The organism is Desulfoluna sp. HI9BLuna (genome assembly GCF_056829775.1).
In genome coordinates this window covers 459,469-473,956 of sequence record NZ_CP186555.1, presented here as the reverse complement: position 1 = coordinate 473,956, position 14,488 = coordinate 459,469, and the positions used below count along the sequence as shown (strand labels likewise).

General features: G+C 60.7%; 12 protein-coding genes. 1 reads left to right on the top strand and 11 read right to left on the bottom strand.

Going from position 1 to position 14,488, the window contains the following annotated elements; genetic code table 11:
- Nucleotides 1-18: 18 nt before the first annotated feature.
- The gene (locus ACOYW0_RS01720) at nucleotides 19-678 is read left to right on the top strand and encodes a class I SAM-dependent methyltransferase (protein ID WP_482416865.1); all 660 of its coding nucleotides are present in this window, start codon (nucleotides 19-21) and stop codon (nucleotides 676-678) included.
- 85 nt (nucleotides 679-763) lie between these two features.
- Here the strand turns inward: ACOYW0_RS01720 and ACOYW0_RS01715 are convergent, their stop codons facing one another.
- The 11 genes from ACOYW0_RS01715 to ACOYW0_RS01665 form a co-directional block, all read right to left on the bottom strand.
- Complete coding sequence (locus tag ACOYW0_RS01715; RefSeq protein WP_482416864.1) at nucleotides 764-2,305, bottom strand: arylsulfatase; 1,542 nt, start codon at nucleotides 2,303-2,305, stop codon at nucleotides 764-766.
- 210 nt (nucleotides 2,306-2,515) lie between these two features.
- Nucleotides 2,516-4,840 carry a tetratricopeptide repeat protein gene (locus ACOYW0_RS01710; RefSeq protein WP_482416863.1) on the bottom strand — a complete coding sequence of 775 codons (2,325 nt, stop codon included), beginning with the start codon at nucleotides 4,838-4,840 and terminating at the stop codon, nucleotides 2,516-2,518.
- Between the two features lie 22 nt (nucleotides 4,841-4,862).
- Entirely contained in the window at nucleotides 4,863-5,378 is a 516-nt protein-coding gene (locus tag ACOYW0_RS01705) for a QcrA and Rieske domain-containing protein (RefSeq protein WP_482416862.1), read from the bottom strand.
- A 22-nt stretch (nucleotides 5,379-5,400) separates the two neighbouring features.
- A complete protein-coding gene (locus ACOYW0_RS01700; RefSeq protein WP_482416861.1) occupies nucleotides 5,401-6,768 on the bottom strand; it encodes a cytochrome b N-terminal domain-containing protein in 1,368 nt (455 codons plus the stop codon).
- A 232-nt stretch (nucleotides 6,769-7,000) separates the two neighbouring features.
- Nucleotides 7,001-8,404, bottom strand: a complete 1,404-nt coding sequence (locus ACOYW0_RS01695) for a BatD family protein (RefSeq protein WP_482416860.1) — start codon at nucleotides 8,402-8,404, stop codon at nucleotides 7,001-7,003.
- Nucleotides 8,405-8,844: 440 nt separating this feature from the next.
- Nucleotides 8,845-9,486 carry a hypothetical protein gene (locus ACOYW0_RS01690; RefSeq protein ID WP_482416859.1) on the bottom strand — a complete coding sequence of 214 codons (642 nt, stop codon included), beginning with the start codon at nucleotides 9,484-9,486 and terminating at the stop codon, nucleotides 8,845-8,847.
- Between the two features lie 26 nt (nucleotides 9,487-9,512).
- Complete coding sequence (locus ACOYW0_RS01685) at nucleotides 9,513-10,475, bottom strand: VWA domain-containing protein (protein ID WP_482416858.1); 963 nt, start codon at nucleotides 10,473-10,475, stop codon at nucleotides 9,513-9,515.
- Complete coding sequence (locus tag ACOYW0_RS01680) at nucleotides 10,472-11,494, bottom strand: VWA domain-containing protein (protein WP_482416857.1); 1,023 nt, start codon at nucleotides 11,492-11,494, stop codon at nucleotides 10,472-10,474. Before ACOYW0_RS01680 ends, ACOYW0_RS01685 begins: the two co-directional genes overlap by 4 nt.
- A 450-nt stretch (nucleotides 11,495-11,944) precedes the next feature.
- On the bottom strand, nucleotides 11,945-12,421 hold the full coding sequence (locus ACOYW0_RS01675; RefSeq protein WP_482416856.1) for a DUF4381 domain-containing protein: 477 nt from the start codon (nucleotides 12,419-12,421) through the stop codon (nucleotides 11,945-11,947).
- A 30-nt stretch (nucleotides 12,422-12,451) separates the two neighbouring features.
- Complete coding sequence (locus ACOYW0_RS01670; protein ID WP_482416855.1) at nucleotides 12,452-13,381, bottom strand: DUF58 domain-containing protein; 930 nt, start codon at nucleotides 13,379-13,381, stop codon at nucleotides 12,452-12,454.
- A 14-nt stretch (nucleotides 13,382-13,395) separates the two neighbouring features.
- Nucleotides 13,396-14,367, bottom strand: a complete 972-nt coding sequence (locus tag ACOYW0_RS01665) for an AAA family ATPase (RefSeq protein ID WP_482416854.1) — start codon at nucleotides 14,365-14,367, stop codon at nucleotides 13,396-13,398.
- Nucleotides 14,368-14,488: the final 121 nt, after the last annotated feature.

Genomic DNA, 14,488 nt, shown 5'->3' with positions numbered 1-14,488 from the left:
AGAGGAGCCGGGAAGGCCATGGAGCAGAACAGCGAGGAAAAAACACGCGATCAGATCAAGGCCTTTGTTGACCTGGCGCATCGGGACATTCTGGAAATCGGGTGCGGGGACGGCCGGTTGACCGAATGGCTGGCAAGGGAGACCTCTTCCCTTACAGCCATTGACCCGGATGAGGAGAGGGCGGCGAAGGCAAAGGGGACGGTCTCGGGGGCGGAGGTTGCCGTCGGGTCCGGCGAGGCCTTGGCATTTGCCGACGCCTCCTTTGACATCATCCTCTTCAGCCTGTCACTTCATCACCATCGGGATTGCAGCAAAGCCCTTGCCGAGGCGTGGCGGGTGCTCCGAGACCGTGGGAGCCTGCTGGTGCTGGAGCCCTTAAATGATGAAGGCATGGGGCAGGTGTTTGCACTGCTCCACAACGAAGACCGGGAAAAGGCGGCGGTGCGCCGGGCCATCGATGAAAGTGACTGGGTGGTACGCCGCAGTGAGACATTTGAAAGCCGGTGGGTTTTCGAGAGCCCGGAGGAATTTTATGGGTGGGCTTTCGGGTATTTCGACATGGCCTTTGACCCGGTACTGGCAAAACAGATGGCGGAACAGCCCGATGTGGACCTTGACGCCCGGCCCATTGTCCTGACGGAGGTCCAGGAGCTTCTGCTGCTCCAAAAACCCGCGTGAGCCAAGCCGTTTACCCGGCGCTACATAAAAAAAGCCCCTGTCGCTTGCGACAGGGGCTTTTGTCGTTGGGTAGCCAGTTCAGTCCTTAGTGGGAGCCGCCTTTATAGAGGGTCTCCATCACGGAGTCCACATTGAATTTGGCGGGCTTCTGGCGTGGCGGGTAGTCCTTCAGGGTTGCGATGAACTTGCCCACCACATGCTGGGCCGGGGTGAGGAGGAACACGTGCTCCACGTACCAGCGGCCGTAGTTGTTGGAGTCGGTGTCGGCACGCTCGTAGGGGTCGCTTCTGAGGTTGAAGATCTTGGGAGCGCGAAGCCAGACAAAGGGCTCTTGCCACACGTCGATCTTTTTCGCCCGCTGCTCGGCAAAGACGATCTTCCATTGGTCATAGCGCAGGCCCACAAGCTGGGCGTCGTCGTTAAAGTAGAAGAAGCTCTTTCGGGGGCCTTCTTTCTCCTTGCCGGTGATGTGGGGCAGGAAGTTGAAGCCGTCTAAGTGAACCTTGAACTTTTTGCCAGCGGCTTTGTGGCCTTTGAGGAGTTTTTCCGAGACCTTCTCGTCACCCACGGCTGCCATGAGGGTGGGGACCCAGTCCAGCATGGACATGATCTCGTTGGAGACGGTGCCGGGGGGAACCTTGCCGGGCCAGCGCACCATGGCCGGAACCCGGTATCCGCCTTCCCAGTTGGTGTTCTTCTCGCCGCGGAAGGGGGAGATGCCGCCGTCAGGCCATTCGTTGTAATGGGGGCCGTTGTCCGTGGTGTAGACCACGATGGTGTTCTCCTCCAGGCCCTGGGCTTTGAGGAAATCCAGGAGGTCGCCCACCATCTTGTCGTGTTCCACCATGCCGTCGGCGTAGACGCCCAGGCCCGTGACGCCCTGGCTCTCTTTTTTCAGGTGGGTGTAAAAGTGCATGCGGCTGGGGTTGAACCAGGCAAAGAAGGGCTTGTCTGCTTTTTTGGCCCGCTCGATGAAGTCCTTGGTGGAGGCTAAGAATTCTTCGTCCACGGTCTCCATGCGTTTGCGGGTCAGGGGGCCTGTGTCCTCGATCTTGCCGTCGGCCGTGGATTTGATGACGCCCCTTGGGCCGAACTTTTTACGGAAATCGGGGTTCTTCGGGTAGTCCTCGTGCTCAGGCTCCTCTTCAGCGTTGAGGTGGTAGAGGTTGCCGAAGAACTCGTCGAAGCCGTGGGCCGTGGGCAGGAACTCGTCCTTGTCGCCCAGGTGGTTTTTACCGAACTGGCCGGTCATGTAGCCGTGGGGCTTCAGAAGCTCTGCCAGGGTGGGGTCTTCGGGCTGGATTCCCAGGTCTGCACCGGGAAGGCCCACCTTGCTGAGCCCCGTGCGAACCGGGCTCTGGCCTGTAATAAAGGCGGAGCGTCCGGCGGTGCAGCTCTGCTCTGCATAGTAGTCGGTGAACATCATGCCTTCGTTGGCCAGGCGGTCGAGGTTGGGGGTCATAAAGCCCACAAGGCCCTTGCTGTATGCGCTGACATTGTGGACGCCCACATCGTCGGCCATGATGACGAGGATGTTCGGCTTTTTAGCGGCCGAGGCAGGGCTCACAGCGAGGACCATCGCAACGGATGCGGCGATGACCGCGACCATCAATTTGCCAGTTTTCATAATCTGCTCCTTGGTTAGGGGTCGACTCGACGATTTTCCACGAAAGGGTCATCATCGGCAAAAAGACGATTTGGTTGTTGCTGGGGATTGCTCTTGAGAAGAAGGAGTGAGGTAAGTTTTTAAAATAATATCTTTTTTTATTTGGTTTATCAACGGTAAACCAACATATGGTGATGAACTGTTTTTTTTGCTTCCGCAGGGGCTGATGCCTTATTCCGCTGCCCCGGGGGAGGAAGGCTCGGCAGACACATGCCGGAGGTAATTGAGGAGGTCGTATCCGGTTCGGTTGGACGGATGCTTTTGGACCATGGCACGGGCCACCAGAACGGCGTCATCGTACCGCTGATTTTTGATCAGGTGGTCGGCCAGGGCCAGGAGGTAATCGGCATGGTCCGGTTCCAGGGCGAGGGCCCGGAGCAGGGAGGCTTCGGCTTCCGCGTTTTCCCCCAGGTGCTGGAGGAGCAGCCCCAGGTTGTAATGGACGCGGGATCGCTCCGGCAGCCCCTCTGCCGCCTGTCGGAGCCAGGTTGCGGCCTCGGCGTATTGCTTCTCTTCGGCCAGCAAAAGCCCCAGGGAGTATGCCATGTGGTAGCGCTCTGGGTGGGTTTTCAGGATGTCCCGGAAGAGCGCAACGGCCCTCTGGTTGTTGCCTATGCGGTTGTAGAGCATGGCCAGGTTGTTTTTGGCCGGGAAGAACTGGTCGTCGATGCGGATGGCTTCGCGGTACTGGGCAATGGCCTGGTCCGTGTCGCCCAGGGCATCGTGCATGATGGCCAGGTTGAAACGGCCTGATGCGAAATCAGACGCATATTCCATGGCTTCGCGGTATTCGTCGATGGCGGTGTTGAAGACGATTTTCTGGTTGGTGTCGAGCTGCTCCCTGTGGACGGGGGCCAGGCACAGAGCCGCCTGGATGCGTACGGCTTTTACCGGGTCGTAAAGCAGCGGGGTGATGAGCCGGGTGGTTTTTTCATGCCCGGTGAGGTTCAAAGTCGCGATGCCGGTGTGGCGGATCAGGGCTTCGCTGTCCGACAGGGACTCCTCCAGCACGCCCATGACCTCATCATCCATGTAGCGTTGCAGCAGGGAGAGGGCTGTGGCCCTTACCACCGGCGGTCTTAGTTGATCCTGAGAGAGCCGGATCAGCTCCTTTTTTGCCTTTGGGTTGCCTTTCCGTGCCTCGGCAAAGGTGGTGCCGTAATGGGCCCGTTTCCTTAATCCGTACCATGTCTGGGTCCAGTTGGCGGACCACTGAACTGTTTTGTCTCCGTGGCAGCCTGCGGCGTTGCAGGCGTTGGGGGTCTGAAGGGCAAGGCTCAGGTCGGGCCTGGGGATCCGGATGCTGTGGTCGGCTCGCATGTCGATGCCCATGTAAGGGCTTTCGGGCATGTGACAGCTGATGCAGTCATCACCTTTGCTTGGTTTTCCTTTGTTCACGGCTTTGTGGAAGTGGTGGTCGGCCGTGTCGTAGATATCCTTTCGGTGGCACTGGAGGCACAGGTCATTGCCATCGAGCTTTCGGTCCAGGCTGTGGACGTCGTGGCAGTCGCTGCACATGACCTCCCTCTGGTACATCTTGCTCTGGGTAAAAGAGCCGTAGACATAGACTTCATCTAAAATCTGCCCGTCGGGGTGGTAGAGCCCTTCGTTGAGAAGGGAGGGGATGACGCAGTCCATGATGTCGTCGTCCCGGTGGTCAAAATCCGCAAAGGAGGCACGCCGTGAGTGGCAGCGGGCACAGATGGCGAGTTGGGCCTCGGGGGTGATGTCCCGGGTGTCCACCAGTAAATGGTAGTTTTCCGTTTTTTCCCGGCCCATCTCGGGCTTTTCAGCCCAGGCCACATGGGCGGAGCCCGGCCCGTGGCACGCCTCGCAGCTCACATCGATCTCGGTCCAGGTGGTGTTGAAGGTGTCGGTGCGGTGGTCATAGCCCTTGCGGAGATGGGTGGAGTGGCATTCTGCGCACATGCCGTTCCAGTTCTGGGCCGCGTTGGTCCAGTGGAGCCAGTCCTCGGGGTCGTCTGTGTGGTTGGGAAGGGCGTACCACTTTTTTTTCTCCACGTCCCAGGCGATGGTGAGGCACTGGTACCGGCCCCCGGGAAAAGGCACCAGGTACTGCTGGAGGGGAAAGACACCAAAGGTGTGAGTGATTTGAAAATTGTCGTTTTGTCCGTCCGGCCCCAGGGTGTTGACGTAAAAGGCGCCGTTGTCCTTGTAAAACCGGGTGGTGATTCCGTTTTGGGTGAACACGGCGTCATTGAAGTCCCCGAGAACCGTGGCCTCGGTGGCCGTGTCCATGGCCAGGTCGTGGTGGGAGTTGCGCCACTTGTCGTACTCGGGCTTGTGGCAGCCGATGCAGGCTTGCCTGCCCACAAAGGTAGGGTCGGCGGGGGCCGATGCCGGACGGGTTCGGCGCAGGTAATCTGCCTTCAGGACATACAGCGGAATGGCCAGGACAATGACCAGGGTAGCGATGACACCTGCCTGGATCCAGCGTCGGTGCTCAGGTCGATTTTGGGTGAGGTCAGAGGGCATGGCCTTGTCCGGTGGTTTCTGCTCAGGCATAGGCGATTTGCGAAGGGTCCAGAACGTTGCGGCGGATGGTTCTGCTTGTGTCCACGGTGATCACGCCGTTTTCGATGGTCACGGGGTAAATATCCAGAGGCCGCGGCGCCGGTGGGCTGATGACGCTTCCTTTCCTGTCAAAGGCCGAGGCATGGCAGGGGCAGATGAACTTTTTCTCCTCATCGTCCCAGGGCACGGTGCAGCCCAGGTGGGTGCACTTGCGGGAGATGGCAAGGACGCCGCCGTCTTCCAGTCGGGAAAGGTAGAACCGGCCCCGCACAAAGGCGGTGACCGATCCCATGGGAAAATCCTCCAGCTTTCCGGCCACAATGAGCATGTCCGACGGGGCGGCCTCTGAGGTTTTTTTGCCGGGCCTGAGAAACCCGGAGGCAATCCAGAGAAATTCGCCGGCGGCCATGAGCCCGAGAAAAGCCCAGACGGTTTTGAGGAAACTCCGCCGGGGCGGTGTGGGCTGCTGGTCTTCGGTGTGGGTGGTCTGCGTGGTCATGGAATCTGTTTTTCTCCGATGGTCAGTGAGCAAAGGGCTGGACAAGCCCCATGCCTTCTCCCCTGAACCAGACACCGGTGAGGGTGAGAAGGGCAAATGAGACAACAGCCAGGGTAAAAAGGGCCAGGGTTGTTTCGTTGTTCGTGGTGGCGAAGCGCCGTTTGATGATCCGGGTGAACACGGCCAGGGCAACGCAGGCTGATGCCGTGGGCAGGATGCCCTCGGTGACCACGGGGGGCAGGCCCGGAAACCATTCGGAAAGGCCGGGGGCGTATTCGCTCAGCATCACGGTGGCAGGCACCACGACCCCTGCGGTGAGGGCGGCGGTGATTCCCGCTTTTTTTCCCTCGGCAGAGAAAAACCAGACGCCCCCCGAGGGGGTGTCGTATCTGCGATAGGGCAGGCCCAGGCAGAGGAGCAACAGGGCCGCGGGGATGATGCATACCGCAAAGGTGGGGTGGAGATGCAGGAGCAGCTCCTGGAACCCCATGAAGTACCAGGGGGCTTTGGCAGGGTTGGGGCTGAGTCCGGGGTTGGCCATCTCCCCCAACGGGGCGTTGAACGCCACCGAGATTGCCATGACAACGGCCACGAGAACCAGGGCCACCACCCCTTCCCTTACCGCGAGGTTCGGCAGGGTATCCACCATGGTCGGCCGCTGATTGTCGGAGGGATCGGGCGGGAGCACCACGCCTCCGGCCTTTCGGATGCGCCAGAAGTGCCAGGCCATGAGGATGACCATGCTCCCGGGCAGGACCGTGGTGTGGAGGGTAAAAAAGATCATGAGGGTGTGGGAGCCGGTGCCCTCACTTCCCTGGAGGGTGGCCCGGATCCAGCCTCCGGCAAGGGGGATGTACTCGGTCATGCCCGTGGAGATGGTGACGGCCCAGTAGGACAACTGGTCCCAGGGCAGGAGGTACCCGGTGAAGTTGGAGAGAAGGATCCCGGTAAAGAGGCACACACCGATGACCCAGTTGAACTGGCGCACCGTGTGAAAGGCCCCGGTATAAAAGACCCGCAGCATGTGCAGGAAAGCGGCGAAGATAAGTAAATTGGCGCTGACGTAGTGGATGTTCCGGACCAGCTGCCCGAAGGGAATTTCGTTTTGCAGGGTCAGGATAGATTGGTAGGCTTTATCGGGAAAGGGCTCGTAGACAAAGAGGAGCAGCATCCCGCTTGCGGCCAGAAGGGAAAAGAGCACCGCACACATGCCCCCCAACCCCCAGGTGAGGGTAAAACGCAGGGCTGCTAAGGGGACCCGTCTGGGGTGGATATGCAGCACCAGGTTTTCATAGCCTGCCCAGCCCCTTTTGTGCTCGGTTCCCGGGCGCACGGGGGGATGGGAAATGGAGCGTCGCAGTCGGGTAAATACGGTGTGGGCCTCGTCCATGGCGGTTCCGGTGTCGGTGTCGATATGGGTATGTTTGCTTTACGTAGGGGCCGGGAGGATCAGGAACACGATGTCTGCGCGGGACTCTGGAGGCAGCAGGGGGTGATGAATGAAGCCTGTGGCTTCGGCAGAACTTAGCTTCTGGAATACTACAATGTTTTTCCATAAAATCAAGATGAATAGTGGATGGCCCGGCAGGCAGGCATGGGTGGGGAAACCGGTTGCGCCTCGGTCAGGACGGGTTCAGCCCGGGTAATCCGTTTTTAGAGGCTTTTGTTTTTTCCTTTTTGAGAAGGGGGCGACGGGATGTGCAAAGGGCCTTGAAAAAGGCGGCGGCATCCCAGGGCGCTCCCTGGCTGCCGGGGGATTGGAACAATTGCCGTTGCAGGCGGTCCGCCTGTTCGGCAAGGGGCGGGTTTCGGGTGATGTCGCTGATGAGGGCAGGGGTAAGGGAGCCCGGGCCGTTGGGGAGGGCATCTATCCACGCGAGCAGGGCCGCGTAGGTGGCTGCAGGGTCTTTGACCCGGCAAGCTGTTTTGATTGCCTTGAAGCAGGTTTTTTCCGCGCATTTTTCGGCCTGTCGCCATGCAATGAAACGTTCGCCCAATGTGGCCCGGTATTTTACCGCCGCCACCACGCACAGCGCGAGGACGATGCCAGAAAAAAGGATCCACGGCACGGCCCGGTTCCAGGACGACAGGGGCAGGGGGGCATCGGTTCCCGTCAGGAGGTTGGGGTTGGCCTTCACCTTGAGGGTCACGGCCGGAAGGGTTTCCACCTGGAGGCTGTCGTTCTTGAGGTCCCACCAGTGGATCGTCACTTCCGGGAAGGTGACGGTCCCTTTGGCTTCACATACATAGGTAATGGTCTCGGTTCGCTCTCCGGTGAAGTCGCCACGGTCTGTCTTGTCGTTGACCAGGGGGTCTTTGGGGTAGATTCCCACGGAGCGGATGTCGGGAACCTCAAGGGGCGGGAAGGCCATGCCCGGAACGTCATCGGCCCGCATGGTGATGCGGCGGGTAAAGGCATCCCCCACCCGGGCCTCTTCCGGGGGCGGGTCCCACGCTTCGGTGAGGTCGAAGGCCTCCGTGCAGATGAGTGCGGAAAGATCTTCGGCCCCCGGGGGCATGACGGCATCCAGGGTAAGGGGCTCGGTCTTCAGCGTGACCTCCCGGGGTGGGGCTGCCCCGGGACCGGTGGGATAAAAGCGCACGTCAAAGGGTTCAATGACCCGCTTGCCCGGCCGCTGGGCAAACAGGGCGAACTCATGGCCCTGGACACTGTAGGTGACGCCGTCAGCGGTTTCCGTGCTGTTGATGCCGAAGGTGTTAAGCTTCAGCGCGATAACCCCGGGGATGTCGGGTATGTCAAACCCGGGGGACCCGGAAAACCGGGCTGTGGTCATGAGCTCGATGGAGAGGGTCACCCTCTGCCCCACCTTGACCTCGCCCTCCGGGGCAAGGGAGACTCGGATTTTTTCTGACAGCGCTTCAGCGCCGACACGGAGCGGCAGGAGAAGGGCCACCCCTAAGAGCAGCAGGCAAAAACGCCGGAGGCGGAGTCTTGGTGGAATCATCTGGGGTGTGTTTAGGGTGGCTGTGGGCATGATGGGTTCATTTTTATGGGTTTTAGACATGGGGCGCCTCTTATGGAGCGCCGCACTCTTGTGCGGCTTTTTTCGTGAGCCGATACGTTTGCCGCACTGGAGTGCGGCGCTCCAGACGCTTTGGATTCCTTTACCGTCGGAGGTTTTTACCTCAGCCTGCGTTGATAAAAACGGGCATGGTTTTTCATCTGTTTTCTCTCACGTGGCATCATATTCGGAGCGCCGCACCCCTGTGCGGCTTTTTTCGTAAACCGATGCGTTTGCCTCACTGGCGTGCGGCGCTCCAGAGGCTTTGGATTCCTTTACCGTCGGAGGTTTTTATCTCAGCCTACGTTGACCAAAACGGGCATGGCTTTTCATCTGTTTTCTCTCACGTGGCATCATATTCGGAGCGCCGCACTCCTGTGCGGCTTTTTTCGTAGACCGATGCGTTTGCCGCACTGGAGTGCGGCACTCCAGGCGTTTTGTTTTTAAGATCCTTCCATGCTGTTCTGATAGGAAAACTTGGCTCGCAAAAAGTCAGCGGGCCGCGTCTGTACCCGCCTGAGCCACATGGCCCTCAGCTCTTTGTCCGACATTTGGGCGCTGCCTTCCACGGTCTCTTCCCGGCCTCCGCCGGATTTTTCCACGCGGTCGCTGAACACGATCTCGTCCGCCCCAAGCTGGTCTCCGCCGATGCCTCCCTGGTCTCCTTCGGGGGGCGCCATGTTGTCCCGCCGGGCGATGGCAAGGTTTTTATTTTCTTCAGCCTCTTTCCAGCCTGTTCGGGCCAAGAGGGCACCATCGTAACTTGCAATGGCCGCGTCGTATTTTCCGGCCATCAGAAGAGCGTTTCCCCGATTGAAGAGGCCCTCTTCCGAAGGGACCTGACCGAAGGCGGCGGCGGCCTCCTTGAACTGGCCGTTGCGATAGTATGCCTGGCCCCGGCCCATGGGATCAAAGAAGCGCTCGGCGGCTGTGGCGTAGTCTCCCCGGGACATGAGCAGGCGGCCCTGCTGGTCCGGGGTGAGAAAGAGCCCGCCCAGGGAGCCACCGGTCTCGCGCAGGGCCATTATGGCGAGGATGACGGTGACGGCGGAAACGGCGATTGCGGCTTTTTTTCCTGGTGTCATGACATGGGTTCCTTGGGTTTTTCCGTTTATCGCCACCTCACGCGCCATCCCGGCCTGAACCACATGAGGCTGAGCAGGGTTAAAATGGGCACCAGGGCGTAGCCGCTGTCCTGCCAGTGCTCGCCTTCCTCCGGGGGCCCCGCGTCCACGGGGGTGCTTTCGATGCGGCGGTTCAGTGCCTTGATGTCCCGATCGTCCGGGCTGATGATGGTAAGGGTCGCGTCCACGGCGTCAGCGGCCTGTTTCATCCTTTTTGCCTCCAGGGGCGGGGCAGGGGGGCTGTCCGGGGGAACCGGGACCCCTTTGTCTGCGGCAACGGCAAGGATATGCACCGGGAACCGGTGTTCGGCGGCATGGGCTTCAAGGGCCTTGAGCTGGCCTGGGTCCACACTGTCAGCCATGAGGAGGATGGAGCCGGGCTGGTTGTTCTTTTCAAGTTGTTCTGTAGCAAGGGCCAGGGCTGCGGCTGCCTGGTCTCCCTCTTCCGGCATGATCTCCGGGGAGAGCTCCCCTGCAAAGGTGGTGATGATGGTGGCGTCCCGGGTCAGGGGCATGACCAGGTGGGCGCTTCCGGCATAGGCCACCAGGGCCGTGCGTGCGCCCGGCCTTAAGGCCAAAAGGTCCCTTATTTTGTGGGACGCCCGGGTAAGGCGCGAGGGCCGGATGTCTTCGGCGGTCATGGAAGGCGTGACCTTCACGGCGATGACCAGGGCCGAGGTGTCCTCGGTAAAGGGGGAGGGTGCTTTTTTCCAGGAGGGCCCGGCCAGGGCGGTGACGGCAAGGCACCAGAAGAGGATGAGGAGCCCGGCTGGGCGCAGTCGGTTGGCTTTGTCCTGCCCGGTCAGGAGATGGGCAAGGAGGTGCGGTGCGATGACGCCTTCGTAAGGAGTTTTGCCGTGGTGCCGTCTGAGGATCAGGATGGCAAGGCAAAGGGCCGGGACAAGGGCGAGGAGCCACAGGGGCCTGAGAAAATGGATGATCTGCGTCATGTGTGTGCCGCCTCCGTCTTTGATTCCCGGGAATGGCGCGTGGCTCTGGTCGTTCTGGAGAGAAGGGCTGACATGCCGTGGTAGAGGAAACTCACCACCAGCAGCACGCCCAGGGGCCAGTGAAAGAGGTCGGTCCTGGGGCGGTGGCTGATGGTCTCCAGGTCCCGGGTGCTCATCTCATCCAGGCGTTTGTAGACGTCCGAGAGCCCGTCGCGGTCGTCGGCATGGAAAAACGCGCCCCCGGTGGTTGCAGCAACGGCCTTTAAGGTTGCTTCGTCTAATTTCTCCTCACCGGCCGCCCGTGGGTCGCCCACGGCAACGGTGTGGATGGTCACCCCGTTGTCCTTGGCGATGTCCGCGGCTTTGTCCGGGGGCACCAGGCTGCCCGTATCGTTGCCGTCGGTGAGGATGATGAGCACCCTCTCTTTCATGTCGCTGCGCTCAAACTGGGTGATGGCAAGGCCGATGGCGTCCCCCAGCATGGTCTGGGGCCCGGCCATGCGGACCTGGGCTTCGTCCAGAAGGATTCGGCAGGTCTCCAGGTCTTCGGTGAAGGGGGCCTGGATAAAGGCTGCGGACCCAAAAAAGATAAGCCCCACTCGATCCCCTTCGCGCTCTTCGAGGAACTCGTGGAGCACCTCCTTGACGGCGGTCAGCCGGTCCACCACCTTGCCCTCCCTGTTTTTGAAATCCGTGGTCTCCATGGAGCCGGAAAGGTCCACGGCAAGGAGCAGGTCCCTGGAGGGAACAGTTTTGGTGACGGCCTCCTCTACCCACTGGGGCCGTGCCAGGGCCGTGACCAAAAGGATCCACGCACCAAAGACCAGGATGGTGTGGATGAGGGGCATCCCGTGGACCACGGCCCCGGACGAGGCCGTGAGCCCGGTTTTCTTAACGAGCTCATCAAAAAACGGAATCCTGATGCCCTGCTCCCGCTGGCTGTATGCCGGCAGAAAGCGTTTCAGCAGAAGGGGCAGGGGCAGCAGGGCAAAGAGGATGGGGGTGTGGAACTGGAGCATGGGGCTGTCCTTTACATGATCGCAATCACACAGTTTATGCCTCCGGCGACCCTGCCGGGGGCCAAACGTTTGAAACGTTAGATAAACAGATCTGAGATGGGTTTTTGGACATCTTCGTGGATGTTTTCCTCCGAGAAATGAGGGGGAAAGCATCCGCAACCTAGGGGCCAGGGGATCATTCCATGGCCGCCGGAGGCAGTGCGGTTAAATTAACAATGAGCAAGTAACGACAATGTATCCTGTGACGTCGAAGCTTGAGAGCTATAAAGTATAAACCATCAGCATTTATGTCGGGCGAAGCCCGAGCCGAAGCCCCTTGCGCTTTGGCCCGAGGAACGAGGGACAAAGCGCAAGGGCAATAAGCTTTCGAGGTGGCTCACCTCGCCGCCGGAGGCACGCTTTTTGTCGGTCCCTTTAACCATAGAAGGCAGCTTCTTAAGATCTGAACCGTTACGTTTCATGTTTTTTTATCCAGATTTCGACCAGGTGAATCAGGTTCTTTGCCTCGGCCGGGTCAAGGGGGGCCTTTGGCTGGTATGGGATGCGGATCAGAAGGCGCCCTGTTCCCTGGGTAAAGGCCGTGGTGGAGAGGCTTGTGTCGAGAAACGCCAGCCAGGGCTCGCCGGTGAGGGCGGCCACGGTTTGTCTGCCGTAGGCGGCCAGGGCCGTGCGCTTAACCAGGGCCGGTAAGGGGGCAAGCTCGTCCCCTGTGGGGGGGCTGCCTCGATTTATCAGGGCCAGCTCGGCCAGGGCCTCCCGCCGGTACCTGTTGCGTTTCCACCTGAGGGCTGACGTGATCAGGAGCCAGGCGGTGGCCGCCGCAAGGATCCAGGCAATGACGTACCAGCCCGGGGCCGGGGGCCAGAGGGGTTGGGGCGAAAAGGGGATGATATCGTGGAGGTTGTCCAGGCTTGTGGGGTCTGTCATCTGGTTTTCCTCACCCTGTTCGGGTTGGGCTCATCGGGCTCCCAGGGAATCGCGGATCTGCTCGGCCGCCCCTGTTGCCGTGTGGATGGGCAGCACCGGGACCCCGTATCGGGTTAACTCTTCGGTGAGGAGGTGGAGCCGTTCATTGAACACCTCCCGCACGAGGTTGCGTTTGTCCTCGTCACTGCTGTCCAGGGACGCCTGGCGCATGCCGTCGCTGATGACGATGGTCCCGGCGTTCACCGCATCCGTTGCCGTGGGGTCGTGGATCATGCCGAGGATGATGTCGTTGTGGCGGCCCATGAGCTTGATGTGTCGGCAGGTGTCCTCTGTGATCCCTGAAAAATCGCTGATGATGCAGATGAGGGTGTCGGTGCGGGCCAAGTGGGCTGTTTTTTCCAGGGCTCGGTCCAGGGCGTCGGGGCTCGGGGTGATGCGGCTGTCCACCGTGAGGGCGTGGTTGAATTCGATGATGCGGTTGAGGATCTCCATGACGGTTCTGGCGCTTCGATGGGGGCGGATGTGCCGGACTTCCTCGTCGTTGAAGATCACCGCGCCCACCCGGTCACCGGAGCTGATGACCCGCCAGGCTGCAAGGGCCGCAGTTTCGGCGGCGGTGACCGATTTCATGTTGACCCGGGTGCCGAAGAACATGCTCAATCGCTGGTCCACCACCAGCAGAACGGGGCGTTCCCGCTCTTCGGAGTAGACCCGGGTGTGGGGTTTCCGGGTGCGGGCGGTCACCTTCCAGTCGATGCTGCGGATGTCGTCCCCCGGCAGGTAGCCCCGGATCTCCTCGAAATCCAGACCCCGTCCCCGCAGGCGTGAGGCGTGCCTGCCCGTGAGCAGGCTGTGCACCGGTTGCCTGGGCAGAAAGCTGAACCCCTGGGCCTTGTGCTTCAGGCGGATCAGGTCGCTCAGGCGTGCGTAGACGCCGGGGTGTGTATCGGGTCGGTTCATGGTGGGCTTCCTTTTCACGCCACGGCCACGGTTTTTGCCAGCTCGGAGATTACCTCATCGGCGGTGATTCCGTCCGCGTTGGCTTCATAGCTCAGCATGATGCGATGGCGAAGGACGTCGTGGAGCACGGCGCGGACGTCCTCGGGGGTGACGTGGTCGTTGCCCGCGAGCCAGGCGTGGGCGCGGGAACATTTATCCAGGCCGATGGAGCCTCGGGGGCTGGCCCCCACCTGAATCCACTTTTCCAGGTCACCGTCGTATCGCTCCGGGTTCCGGGTGGCGGAGATGAGGTCCACGATGTAGGTCTCCACGGCCTCGGCCGTGTGGACGGCGTCGATCTCTTTCCGGGCATCGAAGATCACCTGCTGGGGGATGGGGGCCGCCGGGGCGCTGTTGCCGTTGGTGGCGCCTGCTTCGCGCCTCACCAGCCTTACGATGTCCATCTCCGTTGCTTCATCCGGGTACGTGATGGAGACATGCATGAGGAACCGGTCCATCTGGGCCTCGGGCAGGGGGTAGGTGCCTTCCTGCTCGATGGGGTTCTGGGTGGCCATGACCATGAAAAGCTCCGGCAGTTCGTGGGTGGTACCGGCCACCGTGACCTGGCGTTCTTCCATGGCCTCCAGAAGGGCGGCCTGGACTTTTGCCGGGGCCCGGTTGATCTCATCGGCCAGGATGATGTTGTTGAAGATGGGGCCAGCCTGAAACTGAAACTCTCCCTGGCCCTGGACCGTGTGGTAGACCTCGGTTCCCGTTACGTCCGAGGGAAGCAGGTCCGGCACGAACTGGATGCGGTTCATCCCGGCGTCCAGGTTGGTGGCCAGGGCCTTGACGGCTCGGGTTTTGGCAAGGCCGGGCAACCCTTCCACAAGGAGGTTGCCGTTTGCAAGGAGCCCCAGGAGAAGGCGCTCCACGATGGTCTCCTGCCCCAGGATAGACTGGGACATTCGGTTTTTTAACTCAAGGACGTCGGTTCGGGCGCTCATGGCGAGTTCCTTAAAACAAGGGTTCGGAGGGAAAAGGCGTGATGAGCCGAAAGGCAAAAATGCCGGGACGCGTTGTTTCGCAGGGGGCAAGGGGGAGGTCTTATGGCAGGAAGAGGAGAGG

Excerpts from the sequence above, each read along its gene's own strand:
- ACOYW0_RS01720 (WP_482416865.1), top strand. The coding sequence starts at position 19 with ATGGAGCAGAACAGCGAGGAAAAAACACGCGATCAGATCAAGGCCTTT.
- ACOYW0_RS01665 (WP_482416854.1), bottom strand. The coding sequence starts at position 14,367 with ATGAGCGCCCGAACCGACGTCCTTGAGTTAAAAAACCGAATGTCCCAG.
- ACOYW0_RS01715 (WP_482416864.1), bottom strand. The coding sequence starts at position 2,305 with ATGAAAACTGGCAAATTGATGGTCGCGGTCATCGCCGCATCCGTTGCG.
- ACOYW0_RS01695 (WP_482416860.1), bottom strand. The coding sequence starts at position 8,404 with ATGTCTAAAACCCATAAAAATGAACCCATCATGCCCACAGCCACCCTA.
- ACOYW0_RS01680 (WP_482416857.1), bottom strand. The coding sequence starts at position 11,494 with ATGCTCCAGTTCCACACCCCCATCCTCTTTGCCCTGCTGCCCCTGCCC.
- ACOYW0_RS01670 (WP_482416855.1), bottom strand. The coding sequence starts at position 13,381 with ATGAACCGACCCGATACACACCCCGGCGTCTACGCACGCCTGAGCGAC.
- ACOYW0_RS01700 (WP_482416861.1), bottom strand. The coding sequence starts at position 6,768 with ATGGACGAGGCCCACACCGTATTTACCCGACTGCGACGCTCCATTTCC.
- ACOYW0_RS01710 (WP_482416863.1), bottom strand. The coding sequence starts at position 4,840 with ATGCCCTCTGACCTCACCCAAAATCGACCTGAGCACCGACGCTGGATC.
- ACOYW0_RS01690 (WP_482416859.1), bottom strand. The coding sequence starts at position 9,486 with ATGACACCAGGAAAAAAAGCCGCAATCGCCGTTTCCGCCGTCACCGTC.
- ACOYW0_RS01675 (WP_482416856.1), bottom strand. The coding sequence starts at position 12,421 with ATGACAGACCCCACAAGCCTGGACAACCTCCACGATATCATCCCCTTT.
- ACOYW0_RS01705 (WP_482416862.1), bottom strand. The coding sequence starts at position 5,378 with ATGACCACGCAGACCACCCACACCGAAGACCAGCAGCCCACACCGCCC.
- ACOYW0_RS01685 (WP_482416858.1), bottom strand. The coding sequence starts at position 10,475 with ATGACGCAGATCATCCATTTTCTCAGGCCCCTGTGGCTCCTCGCCCTT.